General features: G+C 43.3%; 15 protein-coding genes. 12 read left to right on the top strand and 3 right to left on the bottom strand.

Annotated elements, in window-relative coordinates:
• Nucleotides 1–80 precede the first annotated feature (80 nt).
• Together QO187_RS02600 and QO187_RS02595 are read right to left on the bottom strand one after the other, a co-directional pair.
• Complete coding sequence (locus QO187_RS02600; RefSeq protein ID WP_134292206.1) at nt 81–905, bottom strand: hypothetical protein; 825 nt, start codon at nt 903–905, stop codon at nt 81–83.
• The gene (locus QO187_RS02595; RefSeq protein WP_157822740.1) at nt 877–1,272 is read right to left on the bottom strand and encodes a hypothetical protein; all 396 of its coding nucleotides are present in this window, start codon (nt 1,270–1,272) and stop codon (nt 877–879) included. Before QO187_RS02595 ends, QO187_RS02600 begins: the two co-directional genes overlap by 29 nt.
• Nucleotides 1,273–1,506: 234 nt before the next feature.
• Here QO187_RS02595 and QO187_RS02590 point away from each other — a divergent pair, with 234 nt between their 5' ends.
• The 8 genes from QO187_RS02590 (at nt 1,507) to QO187_RS02555 (ending at nt 11,201) form a co-directional block, all read left to right on the top strand.
• On the top strand, nt 1,507–2,535 hold the full coding sequence (locus QO187_RS02590) for a LysR family transcriptional regulator (RefSeq protein WP_101205873.1): 1,029 nt from the start codon (nt 1,507–1,509) through the stop codon (nt 2,533–2,535).
• A gap of 284 nt (nt 2,536–2,819) precedes the next feature.
• Nucleotides 2,820–4,106: an NRAMP family divalent metal transporter gene (locus QO187_RS02585; RefSeq protein ID WP_371547042.1), complete on the top strand. Its 1,287-nt coding sequence runs from the start codon at nt 2,820–2,822 to the stop codon at nt 4,104–4,106.
• A gap of 382 nt (nt 4,107–4,488) precedes the next feature.
• Nucleotides 4,489–5,382 (top strand): methylisocitrate lyase, encoded by an 894-nt coding sequence (gene prpB / locus QO187_RS02580; protein ID WP_114700000.1) that lies wholly within the window; start codon nt 4,489–4,491, stop codon nt 5,380–5,382.
• Nucleotides 5,383–5,482: 100 nt separating this feature from the next.
• The gene (locus tag QO187_RS02575; protein WP_371547039.1) at nt 5,483–6,127 is read left to right on the top strand and encodes a DUF2059 domain-containing protein; all 645 of its coding nucleotides are present in this window, start codon (nt 5,483–5,485) and stop codon (nt 6,125–6,127) included.
• A gap of 87 nt (nt 6,128–6,214) precedes the next feature.
• A complete protein-coding gene (gene prpC, locus QO187_RS02570) occupies nt 6,215–7,354 on the top strand; it encodes a 2-methylcitrate synthase (RefSeq protein WP_371547036.1) in 1,140 nt (379 codons plus the stop codon).
• Between the two features lie 139 nt (nt 7,355–7,493).
• Nucleotides 7,494–8,126: an MltR family transcriptional regulator gene (locus QO187_RS02565; protein ID WP_102090707.1), complete on the top strand. Its 633-nt coding sequence runs from the start codon at nt 7,494–7,496 to the stop codon at nt 8,124–8,126.
• Between the two features lie 57 nt (nt 8,127–8,183).
• Nucleotides 8,184–10,817, top strand: coding sequence for a Fe/S-dependent 2-methylisocitrate dehydratase AcnD (acnD, locus tag QO187_RS02560; RefSeq protein ID WP_371547183.1), 2,634 nt, complete (start codon nt 8,184–8,186; stop codon nt 10,815–10,817).
• A 144-nt stretch (nt 10,818–10,961) separates the two neighbouring features.
• Nucleotides 10,962–11,201, top strand: a complete 240-nt coding sequence (locus tag QO187_RS02555; protein WP_101205867.1) for a type II toxin-antitoxin system Phd/YefM family antitoxin — start codon at nt 10,962–10,964, stop codon at nt 11,199–11,201.
• Here the strand turns inward: QO187_RS02555 and QO187_RS02550 are convergent.
• The gene (locus QO187_RS02550; RefSeq protein ID WP_101205866.1) at nt 11,198–12,148 is read right to left on the bottom strand and encodes a hypothetical protein; all 951 of its coding nucleotides are present in this window, start codon (nt 12,146–12,148) and stop codon (nt 11,198–11,200) included. The two genes, QO187_RS02555 and QO187_RS02550, sit on opposite strands and share 4 nt — an antisense overlap.
• 62 nt (nt 12,149–12,210) lie before the next feature.
• Between QO187_RS02550 and prpF the strand changes: the two genes are divergently transcribed.
• The 4 genes from prpF (at nt 12,211) to QO187_RS02530 (ending at nt 17,736) form a co-directional block, all read left to right on the top strand.
• Nucleotides 12,211–13,452 carry a 2-methylaconitate cis-trans isomerase PrpF gene (prpF, locus tag QO187_RS02545; RefSeq protein WP_371547031.1) on the top strand — a complete coding sequence of 414 codons (1,242 nt, stop codon included), beginning with the start codon at nt 12,211–12,213 and terminating at the stop codon, nt 13,450–13,452.
• A 38-nt stretch (nt 13,453–13,490) separates the two neighbouring features.
• A complete protein-coding gene (locus QO187_RS02540; RefSeq protein ID WP_371547028.1) occupies nt 13,491–15,344 on the top strand; it encodes an ABC transporter ATP-binding protein in 1,854 nt (617 codons plus the stop codon).
• A gap of 71 nt (nt 15,345–15,415) precedes the next feature.
• The gene (locus QO187_RS02535; protein ID WP_075107142.1) at nt 15,416–16,042 is read left to right on the top strand and encodes a GNAT family N-acetyltransferase; all 627 of its coding nucleotides are present in this window, start codon (nt 15,416–15,418) and stop codon (nt 16,040–16,042) included.
• Between the two features lie 152 nt (nt 16,043–16,194).
• Nucleotides 16,195–17,736, top strand: a complete 1,542-nt coding sequence (locus QO187_RS02530; RefSeq protein WP_101205862.1) for a bifunctional 2-methylcitrate dehydratase/aconitate hydratase — start codon at nt 16,195–16,197, stop codon at nt 17,734–17,736.

The following is a 17,736-nucleotide window of genomic DNA, read 5'->3' as shown; positions in this document are numbered from 1 at the left end:
AACAATTTCTAGTATGAACGTCTCGAATAAATTGATAGACGGTTATCTAACCGTCTGAAATGGTATAAAACGTAAACCCTTTAATCATTGGTTTCGCGGTACAAGGTAGTCTGCGACTCTTGTCTAAAGTCCTCATAAGTTATAGCAGCTTCCTCAGTAGCTATAACAGTGGCATCATTTTCTGGTGTAGGATCTTCAGAAGTTGACTCTGACTCATTAGCAGCTGGCAGGTCCTGTCTATTGTTGTCCAAAGCATCTTGCTGAGTAGTGGCTGGTTGCGTACTTACAGGGTCAACGCCATCCGTAGTTGTTTGACTGTCAGTAGACAGTTCTGGCTCAGCACTAACAGTCGGTGTACTATCTATCTCTACGTTACCATCAGTGCTATTGTCTATACTATCAACCGCAGAAATAGATAAGACTCCTGAAAATACAAGCATTAATGCAATAGCAACCAATACTATTGAACCAATTACCACAGCCATCATGATTGGTTTCTTGCTTTTGATCACTTTATTGTCTATGACTGGCTCTTCGATAACTGATTCAGACACATCCTCAATTTCTAAAGGGATGTTTAAAGAATCATCATCTGATATCTCAGTTATGACAGATTCACTATGGTCAATCGTAGAGGGTGACTTTGTTTGATTACTACTATCTATATTGTTGCGATCTATATATTCTGAGGCCTCTGTATCTGAACTGACATCATTGACATCAATACTAATACTGTCGCTATCATTAGCGATATTCAGCACATTATTTTCAGATATATTTTCAAATACTACATTTGTATCTGAAGCTTCAGAGGTGGTGTTTTCTGCTGTAGCATCTTCTGTTTCTAGCAATAATTCTTGCTCACTGCTTTGATCTTCAAACAGTTGCAACTCTTCTGTGCTCAAGGGTTCGAAAGCGGCAAGGTTCTTTGCACTTTCTAGGGCGTGTCTTCATTTCAAAAATGGTGGTAAAAATGAGATAAATTGCCGTCAAACAAGAAAAATAGCGCAGATAATATCGGGATATTAACCAGCTATTTGACGATGTTTGGCAAGATTTAGCCATTTTTAGCCCATTTAGATGACTATCGGGTGAATTGAAGACACGCCCTAGTGTTTCAAACTCAGCCTGATCGTTCTCTTCGGAGCCATGGACTCGATTAATAAAGCGTTCATAGATATCATTGTTATTACGCTTACGCGACTTTTGGTCAATAATTCTAGCCAATTTTTCTTCAAAATCGGTGCCAGCGTCTTCTTTTTCGTCGCTCATAGAATAATACCAAACCAGTTTTTTCTACTGGTGTTAAATGATTGCTAGAATGAATTTTCTTACTATAGTGTAACAGTGTTATTAGCCAACAATATAGTTGCTCGACCTATTATCTTCAAGCACAATTTATGAGATAGCGCTAATATTGATAAGAACTATTCTAAATAATATGATAAACCAACCTTAAGAACTGATCTATGTAGAGATAACATAGACTATGACAGGCTCGATAGTATGGATTTAAAACAGCTTAATGCATTTATCGCGGTTGCAGATTTGTGCAGCTTTAGCGCTGCCGCCACCAAAACAGGACTGTCACAGCCGACCCTGAGTCGCTTGCTAAAACAGCTAGAGACTGACATGGGCGTGGTGCTTATTGATCGCTACCACAGGCCACTACATCTGACTGAAGCGGGCAGTTTTTTCTACGATAAAATAAGCACCATACTGACCGAGATTGATACTGTAACCAGTATGACTCAGCGTCTATCAGCACCCAGCAGCGTTTTAAATATAGGTTTTGTGCCCTCAGTACTATATGGCCTGTTACCTGAAATCATTGCCACGCTTAAACAGTTCAGCCCTGATATCGACGTTAATTTAAAAGACATTAGCTCATATCAACAAATGGATGCCCTCAAGTCTGGTGAGATTGATATTGGTTTTGGCCGATTTGCGCATCAAGATCCTTGGATTCAGCAAATACTACTGCGTCATGAACGCTATGTGGTTGCACTACCCAAGTCACATCCTCTTGCCTATGTGGAGGAGCAGCGGTTGATAGATCTGGCAAACAACCGCTTGATTTTATATCATCAAACGCACTTACCGATAGCAACCACAGTAACGTCCACGCCACACGCTAGTAGTTATTCAGACAACACTCATTTAGATCAACCAGTCAGAGATGCAGGCGAGCAACTTGCATCTAATGAGCCAATCACTGAACCTTTGCTGCATTTATTTGCACAGTACGGCATATCTCCGTATATGACGACGACGGTAAGTGACTTACAAGTAGCACTAGGTTTGGTCGCGGCAGGCGAAGGCATTACATTGGTGCCTGCCAGCTTGCAAACCGTACGTACGGAACAGATCAGCTACCAACGTTTGGTTCATGAAAATGTTACCTCCCCTATTTATTTACACACCCTCAAAGACTTTGTACACCCAAAAATACCTGACTTGCTCACAGCCATTTATCACGTCTACGAACAGCGCGGCATCACTTATCGGCAGCAAAATTTTGTGTCACAGGCCTAAATGGGCAGATATCCGTTGAATATTGTGTTATAAAGAACCGCCAAAAATAATTCATTTTAAATATTGATATTATTTTATAAGTATGCTAACTAACAAGAATAGCAATGCAAACAAATAGTAATAATAACTAGAATAATCATTCTCCTAGACAGTGTTGGTGTGATAAAGTCGATACGATGTAAATCGTTTTATATTTAGGCGATTTATAGGACGTTCTTTTCTGATCATTGGCAAGCTGACACAGGTAAGTGATAATTTGCTGTTTTAACCATTTCGAGGTATTCATGTCCACACAACAACTCAACAACCCAAGTGCCCCTGACGATAGCGTTGCCTCGCAACAAGAGGGCTTTAGCTGGCGCATCTTTGGCCCAGGCATTTTGATGGCGACTGCTGCCATTGGTGGTTCGCATTTGATTTCATCAACACAGGCGGGTGCTATCTATGGCTGGCAATTGGCCATTATGATTGTATTGGCCAACGTGTTTAAGTATCCGTTTTTTCGATTCGCAACCGATTATGTTTATGATACGGGCGAGAGTTTGATTGCAGGCTATGCCAAACGCTCAAAGGTATATCTTTGGGTGTATTTCATTCTATCTATCTTGTCAGCCGTTATTAGTACGGGTGCGGTCTCACTCATTGCCGCTGTGATCTTAGGCTTTATGCTACCCGCCTCATTCGGTCTGTCGACGATGGCGTTATCTCTCATTATCGTCGCGGTCTCTTGGTTCTTTTTGATTGCAGGGCATTATAAATTGCTCGATGGCGTGACCAAGTGGATTATGATTGCGCTTACCACAGCAACGGTAGCAGCGGTCGTTATTGCCGCTGGTAAGCCAACGGTTATGGCAGTAGATTTTGTTGCCGCCTCTCCTTGGAACCTAGCCACGTTGGGCTTCATCGTAGCACTCATGGGCTGGATGCCAGCACCGCTAGAGTTTGCAGCGATTACCTCTATGTGGACCTCTGCCAAAGTCAAAGCAGATCACACCACGCATAGCCAAGGCTTGTTAGATTTTAATGTTGGCTATGCAGTCTCAGCGATATTGGCGTTGTTCTTCTTATCGTTAGGTGTGTTTGTCCAGTACGGATCAGGACAAGAGATTGAATTGGTCGGCGGTGCTTATATCAACCAGTTGATCAATATGTATACCGCAACCATTGGTGAATGGTCGAGACTGCTGGTCGCTTTCGTCGCCTTTATGTGTATGTTCGGCACGACCATTACCTGTGCTGATGGCTATGGACGCGCTAATGCTGAATGCTGGCGCCTGCTAAAAGGTGAAAGCGAAATCAATAAAAAGCAGATCGCTTTTTGGACGACCTATGCCATCGGTGGTGGTCTAGTAATTATCACTTTCTTCACAGGACAATTAGGCGCTATGCTTAAGTTTGCCATGATATCGGCGTTCGTCTCTGCGCCTATTTTTGGTTGGTTAAACTACTCATTGGTTAAAAAGCATAAGAAACTGTCAGCAGGTATGAACGCCCTGTCTATCGCAGGCTTGATATTCTTAGCAGGTTTCGCGTTATTGTTCTTGGCCAATATGGCAGGTTTATTTGCTTAACCTTTGATTAATATAAGACTCATTGCTTAATCATTCTATTTGAATGGAATAAAGCCCTAATAGCCTAGCTGTTGGGGCTTTTTGATGATTGTCGTTAAATTAATAAAACAGTAATCATGAAGTAGCAAACTTAGTAATTGTAACTAAATGTAAAAAATAGAAGGTTTTAAAAGCTGTAATTTTAAGCAATATGAATACTTATCATAGGAAATTACCAATAACTGCATAATGCTATTTGAATTATAAATACTATTAAATATACTACATTTAATTATTATTTAAATTAAATATTAATTAAGAACCCAAACTTTTCAGGCATGAATAATTGAGTATAATCAGATACAACAATTAGAATATTTTCCCTCTAAGTAAGGATCACCATATGACTTCATCTTCAGCAGGCGCGCGCTTTCGCAGTGCCCTCACTCAAAAAAATGATAACAACCAACCATTACAGATTGCAGGCGCTATCAATGCCTATACAGCGATGATGGCGACCCAAGTTGGTCATCAAGCGTTGTACCTCTCTGGTGCTGGCGTGGCCAATGCCTCATTTGGTTTGCCTGATCTAGGTATGACCAGCCTTGATAACGTACTAGAAGATGCACGCCGTATTACTGATGCAGTCGATACCCCGCTGCTTGTCGATATCGATACGGGCTTTGGTGGCGCGTTTAACATCGCTCAAACCATCAGAAAGATGGAAAAAGCAGGCGTCGCGGCAGTACATATCGAAGATCAAGTGGCACAAAAACGTTGTGGTCATCGCCCTAATAAAGAAATCGTTAGTATCTCAGAGATGGTTGATCGTCTAAAAGCGGCATTGGATGCAAAGACTGACCCTGACTTTGTAGTGATGGCTCGTACAGACGCCCTGTCAGTAGAAGGTCTGGATGCTGCTGTTGAACGTGCCGTTGCCTTCCAAGAAGCGGGTGCAGACATGATCTTTGCAGAAGCGCTAACCGATATCGAGATGTATCGTAAGTTCACTGATGTACTCGATATTCCAGTACTGGCAAACATGACAGAGTTTGGTCAGACAGATCTATATACCACTGACCAGTTGTATAGTGTGGGTGTCGAGATGGTGCTATATCCACTATCCGCTTTCCGCGCTATGAACAAAGCAGCATTGAACGTTTATCAGCATTTGTTAGATGATGGTACACAAGACAAAGTCGTCGATACCATGCAGACTCGTATGGAGCTCTACGATTTCTTGAACTATCATGAGTTTGAGCAGACACTAGACAAACTATTTGCTGATAATAAGTAGTTAACAATTAATAATTGCCAATTAGCAACGCCGAAACGATAAACCATCTCTGTGTGCTTTATCTTTTCGAAATCCGTCTTCACTTACCTTTAGGTTATTTATGCCATTTTTTACGTCTAATACTGTTGTCAAAACGTCACTACTTAGCAGTGCGCTTGCTGCGCTGTTATTCATGACGGGCTGTGATAAAACACCAGAAACCGCCGACGATACGACCAGTGGTGCAAGCACTGCTGAAGCTGATGCTACCAAAGAGGCTCCTGCACCTGCCACTCAAGATGATTTGGTCATGACGACGATTACATTAGATACCGTCAACAGCCTATTGTTTGCACCAATTATCAATAGCGGCGCGCTCAGTGAAGAGCAAGTCAGCTGCCTCGAGTCACGTGACAAAGACTTGGGTAAAGCGGAAGTCGATCGTTTTTATAAGAGTCAGTTTACTGATGCAGAGTTAAAAGAGTTAGATGACTTTTATACGTCGGATGTAGGTAAAAAACTGCTTGCTTTTGGTAATGAGCAATTGCGGGCTATGAACGGCGAAGAAATCGCCACGCCGATGGCTGACCCTACACCAGAAGAGATGACTAAGATTCAGACGTTTATGGAATCGCCGCTCGGTGTCAAGTATATGAAGATCAACAATGCTGAGGGTGAAGGCAGCGCTATGGAGGTATTAAACGTACCCATTAATGCTGAATTTGAGCGTTGTAATGTCGATTTAGATGCCTCAGAGCCTATGTAGCGCTCAGCTATATAGTGAACTATAAATTAACTGTAATAAACACTCCCTTTCCAACCCAAAAAAGCTACCAACAAAAGGAATTTCATCATGGCAGCACAAAACCCATCAACAAAAGTATTGTCAGGCGCAGGTCTACGCGGTCAAGTCGCAGGTAAAACAGCTTTATCAACTGTTGGTAAATCAGGCTCAGGTTTGACCTATCGCGGTTATGATGTGTCAGAACTGGCAGATAAATGCATCTTTGAAGAAGTGGCTTACTTGCTACTTTATGGCAATTTGCCAACCCAGAGCGAGCTAGAGGCTTATCAAGCCAAACTCAAAAAACTGCGTGGTCTGCCGCAAGCCCTAAAAGACGTACTCGAACGCATTCCAGCTGACGCCCATCCAATGGATGTACTGCGTACTGGTTGCTCTATGCTCGGCAACCTAGAGACGGAAACTGATTTCTCGCAAGAGAACGATCAAACCGATCGTATGCTGGCGACATTCCCATCAATCATCAACTACTGGTATCGCTTTACTCATGACAATGTGCGTATCGAAACCGACACCGATGATGAGACGATTGGTGGTCACTTCTTGCATCTGCTCAAAGGTGAAAAGCCAAACGAGCTACACGAAAAAGTAATGAACGTCTCACTTATCTTGTATGCAGAGCATGAGTTTAACGCTTCGACCTTTACCGCGCGTGTCTGTGCGTCTACTCTATCTGATATCCATTCTTGCATTACCGGCGCGATTGGCTCACTGCGTGGCCCTCTCCATGGCGGCGCGAACGAAGCAGCGATGGATATGATTGAAGGCTTTAGCTCACCTGATGACGCTGAAGAAGAAATGATGGGTATGCTGGCGCGTAAAGACAAAATCATGGGCTTTGGTCATGCGATCTATAGCGAGTCAGATCCACGTAACGTCGTCATTAAAGGTTGGGCTGAGAAGCTAGCCGCTGACGTTGGTGATGAAGTGCTATACCCAGTATCAGTACGCTGTGAAGAAGTCATGTGGCGCGAGAAAAAACTGTTCTGTAATGCTGATTTCTTCCATGCATCTGCTTATCACTTTATGGGTATTCCAACCAAGCTATTCACACCTATCTTTGTCTGCTCACGTCTGACTGGTTGGGCAGCCCACGTGTTTGAGCAACGTGCCAATAACCGTATCATTCGCCCAAGTGCAGAATATACGGGTGAAGAGCTGCGTCCTGTACCAGATATGAGTGCTCGTTAATTTACCGAAATTATATATTAGGAGTTTTTTTCCTTTTAACCAAAATGAGCGATTCTCTGAATTTATGCTTGTTTTGGTTATTTTTAAAATTTATCTCATCTACTCTCACTAACTTCTATACTGACATGAGTTTTTAAAAATGAATGACAAGACAGATTTAACTATTGAGGAAGTTTTAGAAAAAGTAATGGATGGGCTTCCACTTCCTAAGCTTGCTAAGGATTCATCAAATGAATTTGTAAAACTAAGAAGAGAAATGCTTAAGGAGTCTGATAGAGGATTAGCACTATATGCTACTGCTCATATTGATAATGAGCTTGAAAATATTTTGAGAAATATACTTGTTGGAAGTAACCAACATTTAAATGAGCTTTTTTCTTTTAGTGGTCCACTTGGCACATTCTCATCTAAAATTAAATTATCCTACTCTTTAGGTTTGATTAGTAAAGTGACAATGAATGACATTAATATTTTGAGAAAGATAAGAAATGAGTTTGCTCACTCTAATCAACCTCTTAGTTTTGAAACTAAAAAGAACAAAAACTTATGCAATAGTTTGCAATTGAATGTTCAACCTGAAAATTCATCATCTCGTATTAAATTCATGAATGTAGTGTCAGGGATTTCTGGACTTCTATACGGAGCTAATATTAAATCAAAGAAATTTGAAGAGTTAGAAAGCGTCAATATAAAAGAGAGAAAGGATGGTTTTGATGCGATTTTCAACTATTCCAAAGGTTTATTAGATCAGACAACTAAAGACAATTCTTAAAAATTAGAAACAGCTAACAGCCAAAGGTGACTTATGGACAACGCCCTAGTACAACCAATGAACGAACAATTCAAAAAGCCACTTCCCGGTACTGATCTTTATTACTTTGACACCCGCGAGGCTGTCGAGAGTATCGAAGCTGGCGCGTATGACAAGCTACCATTTTGCTCAAAAGTATTGTGTGAAAACCTAGTACGCCGTTGCCCACCAGAAGAGTTAACCGATGCGCTAAAGCAACATATCGAAGGTAAGCAAGACCTAGATTTTCCATGGTACCCTGCTCGCGTCGTCTGCCACGACATCCTAGGTCAGACTGCGTTTGTTGATTTGGCAGGTCTCCGTGACGCCATCGCTGAGCAAGGCGGTGACCCTTCAAAAGTGAACCCAATCGTCCCAACGCAGTTGATTGTTGACCATTCACTAGCCGTTGAGCATGCAGGCTTTGAAGAAAACGCTTTTGAGAAAAACCGTGCTATCGAAGAGCGCCGTAATGATGACCGTTTCCACTTTATCAACTGGTGTCAGTATGCCTTTGATAACGTCAACGTCGTACCACCGGGTAACGGCATCATGCATCAAATTAACCTAGAAAAAATGTCGCCAGTCGTCCAAGTCGTACACAATAAAGCCGGTGAAGAAGTCGCATTCGCTGATACGTTGGTCGGTACGGATAGCCACACGCCGATGGTTGATGCACTAGGTGTGATCTCAATCGGTGTAGGCGGTCTAGAAGCCGAAAGCGTCATGCTAGGCAACCCCTCTTATATGCGCCTACCTGATTACGTTGGGGTCAAATTAACAGGCAAACTGCAAAAAGGCATTACTGGTACGGATCTCGTACTGGCGATGACGGAATTTTTACGTGATGCAGGTGTGGTCTCTACATATATTGAATTCTTTGGTGACGGTGCACGCCAGCTAAGTGTCGGTGACCGCGCCTCTATCTCCAATATGACGCCTGAATATGGCGCAACTGCTGCGATGTTCTATATCGATGAGCAAACCATTGACTATCTGCGTCTGACGGGTCGTTCTGAGGAACAGATTAAACTGGTTGAGCAGTATGCCAAGCAAACGGGTCTATGGGCTGACGGCATGGAAAAAGCCGAATACGCACGCGTCCTTGAGTTTGATTTGTCATCAGTCGGTCGTAACATGGCAGGCCCGTCGCGTCCCCATGCCCGTGTATCTACCGATGATTTGGTGGCCAAAGGCATCGCCCACGCGCCTGATCAAAAACTCCCTGAACCAAAAGATGGTCTCATGCCAGATGGCGCAGTGATTATCGCTGCTATCACCAGCTGTACCAATACCTCAAACCCTCGCAACATGGTTGCCGCAGGTCTTGTCGCCCGTAACGCGAATGCCAAAGGACTATTGCGTAAACCGTGGGTTAAGTCATCACTCGCACCCGGCTCAAAAACGGTCAAAATGTATCTAGAAGAAGCAGGTCTGATGCCAGAATTGCAGGAGATTGGCTTTGATGTAGTCGGCTTTGCTTGTACGACCTGTAACGGTATGAGCGGTGCGCTAGACCCTGATATCGAAAAAGAAATCATCGATAATGATTTATTTACCACGGCAGTGCTATCTGGTAACCGTAACTTCGACGGTCGTATCCACCCATACGCCAAGCAAGCATTTTTGGCATCGCCGCCATTGGTTATCGCGTATGCCATCGCTGGTAACATCCGTTTTGATATCGAAAAAGACTCATTGGGCAAAGACAAAGACGGCAATGACGTCTATCTAAAAGACATCTGGTTTGATGATGAAGAGGTTGATGCCATTGTTGCTGCTGCCGTGAAGCCTGAGCAGTTCAATGCGGTTTATATCCCAATGTTTGATGAAGCCAAAAAAGATACGGGTAAGGCGTTAAGTCCATTATATGACTGGCGTGAAATGACCACTTATATCCGCCGCCCACCGTACTGGGAAGGCAAAATGGCCAAGAAAAATAAACTGACAGGTTTACGTCCGCTTGCAGTCCTTGGTGATAACATCACAACCGACCATATGTCACCATCAAACGCCATTCTTGGCTCATCAGCAGCTGGCGAGTATCTCGATACTATGGGCTTGCCTGCTGAGGACTATAACTCATACGCAACCCATCGCGGCGACCATTTAACCGCGCAACGCGCCACCTTTGCCAACCCTAAACTATTGAACGAAATGGTACGCGATGAAGATGGCGAAGTTGTCCAAGGCTCACTGGCGCGCGTCGAACCAGAAGGTCAAGTCATGCGCATGTGGGAAGCGATTGAAACCTACATGAACCGTGAGCAGCCGCTTATCATTATCGCAGGTGATGGCTATGGTCAAGGATCAAGCCGTGACTGGGCTGCCAAAGGCGTGCGTCTCGCTGGCGTAGAAGCCGTCGTTGCTGAAGACTTTGAGCGTATTCATCGTCAAAACTTAGTTGGCATGGGCGCGCTGCCTTTACAGTTCGAAGAAGGTACGACTCGCCATACGTTAGATATCGATGGTACAGAAACCTTTGATGTCACAGGTGAAGTCTCGGCTGGCGGGTTGATGACTCTAGTGATTCATCGTGCCGATGGCAGTACTACTGAGACGCCAATTATCTGCCGCTTAGATACGGCTGATGAAGTCAAAATGTATAATGCTGGTGGCATGCTACAGCGTTTTGCTAAAGAGTTTATCGAAGGTACGCTAGATATCGTCTAAGGCTATCCTGTAGGTTTTAGCGTGATAAGCAATAAAGTATAAAAGTCGCCGATGTTGTATAACTTTATATGACATCGGCTTTTTCGTTGATAATAACGGATATTTGTATAATACTTTATAGAGGTTATTACTAAGAGAAATTCTATGAAAACTATCAGTTTTTCTAAGGCGAACAAAGACCTTGAAGCAGTCTTAGATACTGTAAATTGTAATGATGACTTGATCACTATAGGTCGTCAAAACAATAAGGGTGCAGTTATCATGTCGCTTGCTCATTATAATAGTTTAATGGAGACATTTTATTTATTGAAGTCGTCTGCTAATGCGAAGCATTTGGCTATGTCCATTGATCAGTATCGGGCTGCTAGTCGTAGCGCGGACTAATGCAGTAATAAGAATTCGTCAATAGAAAGTACTTTCGTTGTAGAGCCAACAAAAGCGTAGCATGCTTTAGCTTTTTGCCTAAATTTGTAATCATCTGAAAGTAAATAGTCAAAATGCCAAGCAGTTCCAGCATGAGCTGCATCACGCATAGATGCAGCGTGGAAACCTTTTTTATTAGTATCGTTTTGGAACTTATCAGAATAATAACCGATCCAATTGAGGAAGTTAAAAAAGAATTCAATCTTTGTTTCTATATTACCTTTATCAAATTTAAATATATTTATGAAATGAGGATCATAATCACATAAGGCTTTAATAATAAAGAACATAGCTTCTTCAGGTTCTATTAACTTAATTTCAGTATCTATTTTGATACATTCTCTAAAAGTAACTGGGTCAAAATCTGGTAGCTCATTGCTTATACTAGAAAAATAATTGATTGTAAGATCAACTGCTTTTTTTGAAAAATATTTATTTGCTTTCCTCAAAATGGGTATTTTATCGTCTAAGTATGAGAAAGGTATGCTGACAGCTTCACCAAGCATACTATTAAAACTATCTTTGGTAGTTATTCCAATATCTATACCATTTATTCTTTTAATAAATTTTTCGTTACTAGCATAAAGGACTCTAGAAAACTTACCTTCATGCACTTTGACAAAATTTCTATATATAACATACACGTTGTGTTCATTAGGCGTAAACAGTTTATTCCAATAAACTGCGTTGAGTAGCCTGAGGGTTTCTAAGTGCTCATCTATATATGCTTTATTACCTATATTGTATATTTCCAATAAAGTCGTATGTGAATAAACTATAGTGTACTCATTAGAAGTTAGTAATTTTAGTAATTGGATCAACTTTGAATCACTTGTATAGAGTTTATTAATTCTCAATTCTGTCAAAACATTTTGGTCTAAATAGATTGTTTTCTTAGTTTTAACCATAGTTAAATTATCCCAATATAGTCAATGTTACTATAATAGCATTATCAAAAGGATTTCCAGCAATGACTCAATCAAAACCAAAATTCGCCGCGCAAATATCCGTTCCTGCTACCTATATGCGCGGTGGTACCTCAAAAGGCACTTTCTTTAAATTATCTGATTTACCTGAGCGTTGCCAAGTCGCTGGCGAAGCACGAGATAACTTCCTGCTACGTGTTATCGGTAGCCCAGATCCTTACGGTAAGCAAATTGATGGTCTCGGCAATGGTAGCTCTAGTACATCAAAAACGGTTATTTTATCGGCCTCTGACAGACCAGATCATGACGTGAATTATCTGTTTGGACAAGTTAATATCGCCAAGCCTATGATTGATTGGGCGGGTAACTGTGGTAACTTAACTGCAGCCGTCGGTGCCTGTGCCATTAATATGGGTCTAGTTGATGCCGACAAAATTGCTAATAGTATCGATGACAATGCTGAAAGCGGGATTTGTGAAGTGCGTATCTGGCAAGAAAATATTGGTAAAACCATCATTGCCCATGTGCCAGTCTATAAAGATGCAAATGACAAAGTACAGGTTCAAGAGACAGGTGATTTTGAATTAGACGGTGTCACCTTCCCAGCAGCTGAAGTCAAAATTGAGTTTATCGATCCGGTTGATGCCACCAGCGACATGTTCCCGACGGGCAATTTGGTCGATGATTTCGATGTATCAGGCTGCGGTCTAAATGCTGATAGCATCAAAGCCACCTTCATTAGTGCAGGTATCCCAACCATCTTTATGAAAGCAAAAGATTTAGGATTTACGGGTACTGAATTACAAGGCGACATTAATAGCGACAGCAAGCTACTTAGCAAGCTTGAGAAAATTCGTGCTACAGGCGGCGTGGCGATGGGATTATTCAAAGACGTGAGCGAGGCACAGACCAGCCAACATATTCCTAAAGTCGCTTGGGTTGGCGCAGCACAGAGCTATACCGCTTCTAGTGGTAAATCGGTCGATGCAGGCGAGATTGATTTAGTCGTACGTGCTATGAGTATGGGTCAATTGCATCACGCCATGATGGGTACAGCAGCCGTCGCTATTGCCGCTGCGGCAACCACACAAGGCACAATCGTCAATCAAGCAGCAGGCGCTGGCGAGCTGACAGAGGTGCGTTTTGGCCACCCATCAGGTACATTGCTCGTCGGCGGTAAGACCGAACTGGTCGATGGCCGCTGGCAAGCCAAAAAAGTGTCGATGAGTCGCTCAGCAAGGCGTATCATGGTTGGTGAAGTTTTTGTGCCAGCGGATGCTTTTTAAGCGTAGCCATGGCGTATTTTAATTTGCGATAGAGTTTTATGCCAACATCTCCCCAACCACGCCGCGCACAGTTAGACAAAAAACCGCCAGTCGAAAAGAAAGAACGGCGGGCACTACTGTGGGATATCCTCAAAAAACTGGCGGTATTTGCCGCGCCTTATCGCTTGCTTATCATCGCCACCTTAGCGCTGACTGCTCTAGGCTCCTTTACCGCGCAAGTTAATGCCTTTGTGCTGCGCTATGCCGTTGATACCTTGACCGAAATCGCTACCCTCGCTGAGCCTTGGGAAGCTGGCGTGCGCATGCTGACCATTATCAGTGCGGTACTCTTAACCAAAGAGATATTATCGATATTCATCTCGTTTGGGCAACGCTTCTTCGGCGAAAAGATTCGTATCAATCTATCACGTGATTTATCGCAAAAAATCATTGAACGCATCTTGACCTATCGGATGGCATTTTATACCAGTAGCGAAAACGACAGCGGCAAGTTGCAAACGCGTATCGATTATGGCGTCAGCAGCTTAACCAGTTTAGTGCAAAACTTCTTTATCGATATGCTACCGCTGTTTGCCAATGCGATAGTGGCACTTATCATTATGTTTTCGACCAATTTTTGGATAGGCTTGGTCGGTCTTATTATCATTCCCATTTACTTTTTTATCAGCCAAAAACAAGCCAAGCGCCTACAAGGTTTTCGTCGGCAGATGCGTGGCTATAGAGAAGCCAAAAGCGGTTTGGTAATATCTTTGATCAATTCGATCAGCGTGGTGAAATCCTTTGTCCGTGAGTCGATAGAAGCAGAAAAGCACTTAGCCATTCAAAAGGAAATGACCGATAATCAGCTGCGTATTCGCAGTATTGGGTTTGTGTATGATGCCATCAAAACCTTTATCGAGCAGATTGGTGTGGTGGTTATCATCCTGCTCACCGCTTATTTTGTCCTACAAGGTGAGATGACCATTGGAATGATTTTATTTCACGTTATGCTATTTCAAAACGTCGCTGCCCCTATTCGCCAGCTGCACCGCATCTACGACCAGATAAATAATGCATTGACCTATGCCGAAGGTTTTTTTGATATTTTAGAAGATGACAGCCAAGTCGAGAGCATCGCTGGTATCAGTAGCGACAACCTAAAAGGTCATATCGAGCTTAAACATGTCGATTTTACTTATCCGAATGGGACGCAAGCGCTCAAAGACGTCAGCTTCACTATTAAGCCCAACCGTATCACGGCGCTGGTTGGCCTCTCTGGCGCTGGCAAGAGCACGATTATCAATCTATTGGTCAAGTTCTATGCCCCAGACGCTGGTACGATCTGCCTAGATGGGCACGATCTGGCTGACTGTGATACTCACGAGTTGCGTCAGCGCATTGGGTTGGTACTACAAAGTAATCATATATTTTCGGGCACGATCAGTGAAAATATCCGCTATGGCGATATGAACGCTAGCATTGATGACATCATTGTAGCGGCAAAAAAAGCTTCGATACACGATCAAATTATGGGGTTAGCTGATGGCTACGAGAGCACTGCCAAGTCGTTATCAGGTGGGCAGCAGCAGCGTATTGCGCTAGCACGGATGTTTTTAAAAGATCCGCCGATTGTGTTTTTGGACGAGCCGACCGCCAGTCTCGATGCTATCGCCAGTCAACAGGTCAAAAAAAGCCTTGATCTGATCAAAAAAGATCGTACCGTCATCATGGTTTCGCACAATATCGCTCAAATCATTGATGCCGATGATTTGGTGGTGATAGAAAACGGCCAAGTTGTCGAAACAGGCACACACGAGGCGCTCTATGCCCAACGCGGCAAATACTTTGAGATATTTAGTGCCATGTCTGATAGCTTAAATTTAGACAAAATCAGTCAGACCCTAAAGGGTTAGGAATGGTTAATGACTGCCTAAATCGTTATAATGCCCCTATTTTACCGCCTATTGCTAGAAGCTTGCCCATTATGAATTGTGAATTTTCTATCAAAACCTTTGATGAGCTGACCTCAGTTGACCTTTACCATATCCTAAAAGCACGCTCGCAGGTTTTTGTCGTCGAACAAAACTGTGCTTATCAAGATATGGATGAAGTCGATTTTGATTGCTTGCATTTGATTGCTCATCAAAATGCAGCATTGGTCGGATATTGCCGCATTGTCCCGCCTGAATTCAATAAACTAAAATCCAATCTATCGGTCGCCGACCCTACGATCAAGATCAACCACACTGCCATGCCTGCCATCGGTAGAGTGCTTGTGTTATCAGAGCACAGAGGTGACGGCCTAGCACGTCAAATAATGACTCAGGCTATTGCTCATTGCCGCAAAAAATACGGTAAAAAACGTCCGATTATTATCTCGGCACAGGCTTACCTGCTTAGTTTTTATGAGTCTTTGGGTTTTGTACCTGAAGGTGAGCATTATCTTGAAGATAATATTGAGCACGTGAAGATGGTGCTATACGTTGCTAAGAAAAACAAAGTAAGAAAAGAAAGTGTGGATACTGCGTCAACCACGACCAAAGTTTTAAGCTTCCTGCTGTTTATTATAGCAGCGCTGTTTATTTTAGGTCTGCTCTATTTGATGATTTAAACAGCCTACAAAGTTTTACTTCTTAACACAATTCAGTCTGGTTGTTCCATATTGAGTATGCTACTTTTGAATGATAACCGCTTTAAAAGGATGACTGCGAGCATGGGTCAACAAAGCGAAAAGTTAGCACACTCAAGGAAGAGGAAACAACCATGTCAAATACCAATTCAGATACAGCCCATTCAAATACAAATGAGGCAACGGTAGAGAGCAATATCCGTCCAGAATATGACGATGAAATCCAAAAAATCGCCGATTATGTGCTCAATTATTCCATAGATAACGAGTCACCAAATCCCACTGATGCATGGCGTACTGCACGCCACTGTCTCATGGATACCATCGGCTGCGGACTACTGGCACTGCGCTTCCCTGAGTGTACCAAGCACTTGGGGCCTGATTGCCCTGATCAAATAACGCCGCATGGCGCTCGCGTCCCTGGCACCTCCTATAGACTAGACCCCATCAAAGCCGCTTTTGACATCGGCTGTATGGTACGCTGGCTTGACTATAATGATACGTGGCTCGCTGCTGAGTGGGGTCATCCGTCTGATAACTTGGGCGGCATCTTGGCGGTCGCCGACTATATCAGTCAAAAAAATATCGGCCAAAGGCAAGCACCTCTAACCATGAGGGCCGTGCTCGAGGCGATGATCATGGCGCATGAAATTCAAGGCGTCATGGCACTCGAAAACTCATTCAATCGCGTGGGTCTTGATCATGTGTTTTTGGTAAAATTAGCCTCAACTGCGGTCGTCGCCAAACTCTATCAGCTGCCACGCGAGCGCATCATGGCCGCCATCTCACAAGCCATTGTCGATGGTCAGGCACTGCGCACCTATCGTCATGCACCCAACGCGGGCAGCCGAAAATCATGGGCGGCAGGTGATGCAACCAGCCGTGCGGTACGTCTGGTAGATATCACCGCACGTGGTGAAATGGGTGTCCCTGGCGCACTAACCGCACCGCAATGGGGGTTTTATGATGTGCTGTTTAGCCATACCAATAAGGATCTTGCGACCAAACCCGAAGACGAGCGTCGATTTACCTTTCAGCGTGACTTTGGCAGTTATGTGATGGAAAACATCTTATTTAAAATAAGCTTTCCTGCTGAGTTTCATGCCCAGACTGCCTGTGAAGCGGCCGTCATTTTGCATCCACATGTGAAAGGTCGAATTGATGAGATCGAAAAAATTGTCCTAACCACCCATGATTCAGCAATTCGCATCATCTCAAAAGAGGGCGCGCTTGCTAACCCAGCTGATCGGGATCACTGCTTACAATATATGGTGGCTGTGCCACTATTGACAGGCGATTTGATGGCGGAGAACTATGAGGATGACTATCACGAAGAGCATTTATCAATCGATGAGCTACGCGAAAAAATGGTGGTAGAAGAAGACGCACAGTATTCAAAAGATTACCATGACCCCAGTAAGCGCTCTATTGCCAATGCCATTCAGGTATTCTTTACAGATGGCAGTAGCACAGAAAAAGTCGCCATCGAGTATCCTATCGGTCATAAACGCCGCCGTGCCGAGGGCATTCCTATACTTGAGGCAAAGTTCCGAGCCAGCTTGGCTACTCGCTTTATCGATAGTCGGTGTCAGCAAATCATTGAGCTGTGTGACGATCAAGAAAAATTGGAGCAAACGCCAGTGAATGAGTTTATGGACTTATTTATGGCTTATTAG

Origin of the sequence: Psychrobacter sp. Arc9, assembly GCF_041431295.1 — a bacterium.
In the GTDB taxonomy this organism is placed as follows: domain Bacteria; phylum Pseudomonadota; class Gammaproteobacteria; order Pseudomonadales; family Moraxellaceae; genus Psychrobacter.
Note: the sequence above shows the minus strand (reverse complement) of the source record. Positions and strands in the feature narration are given on the sequence as shown.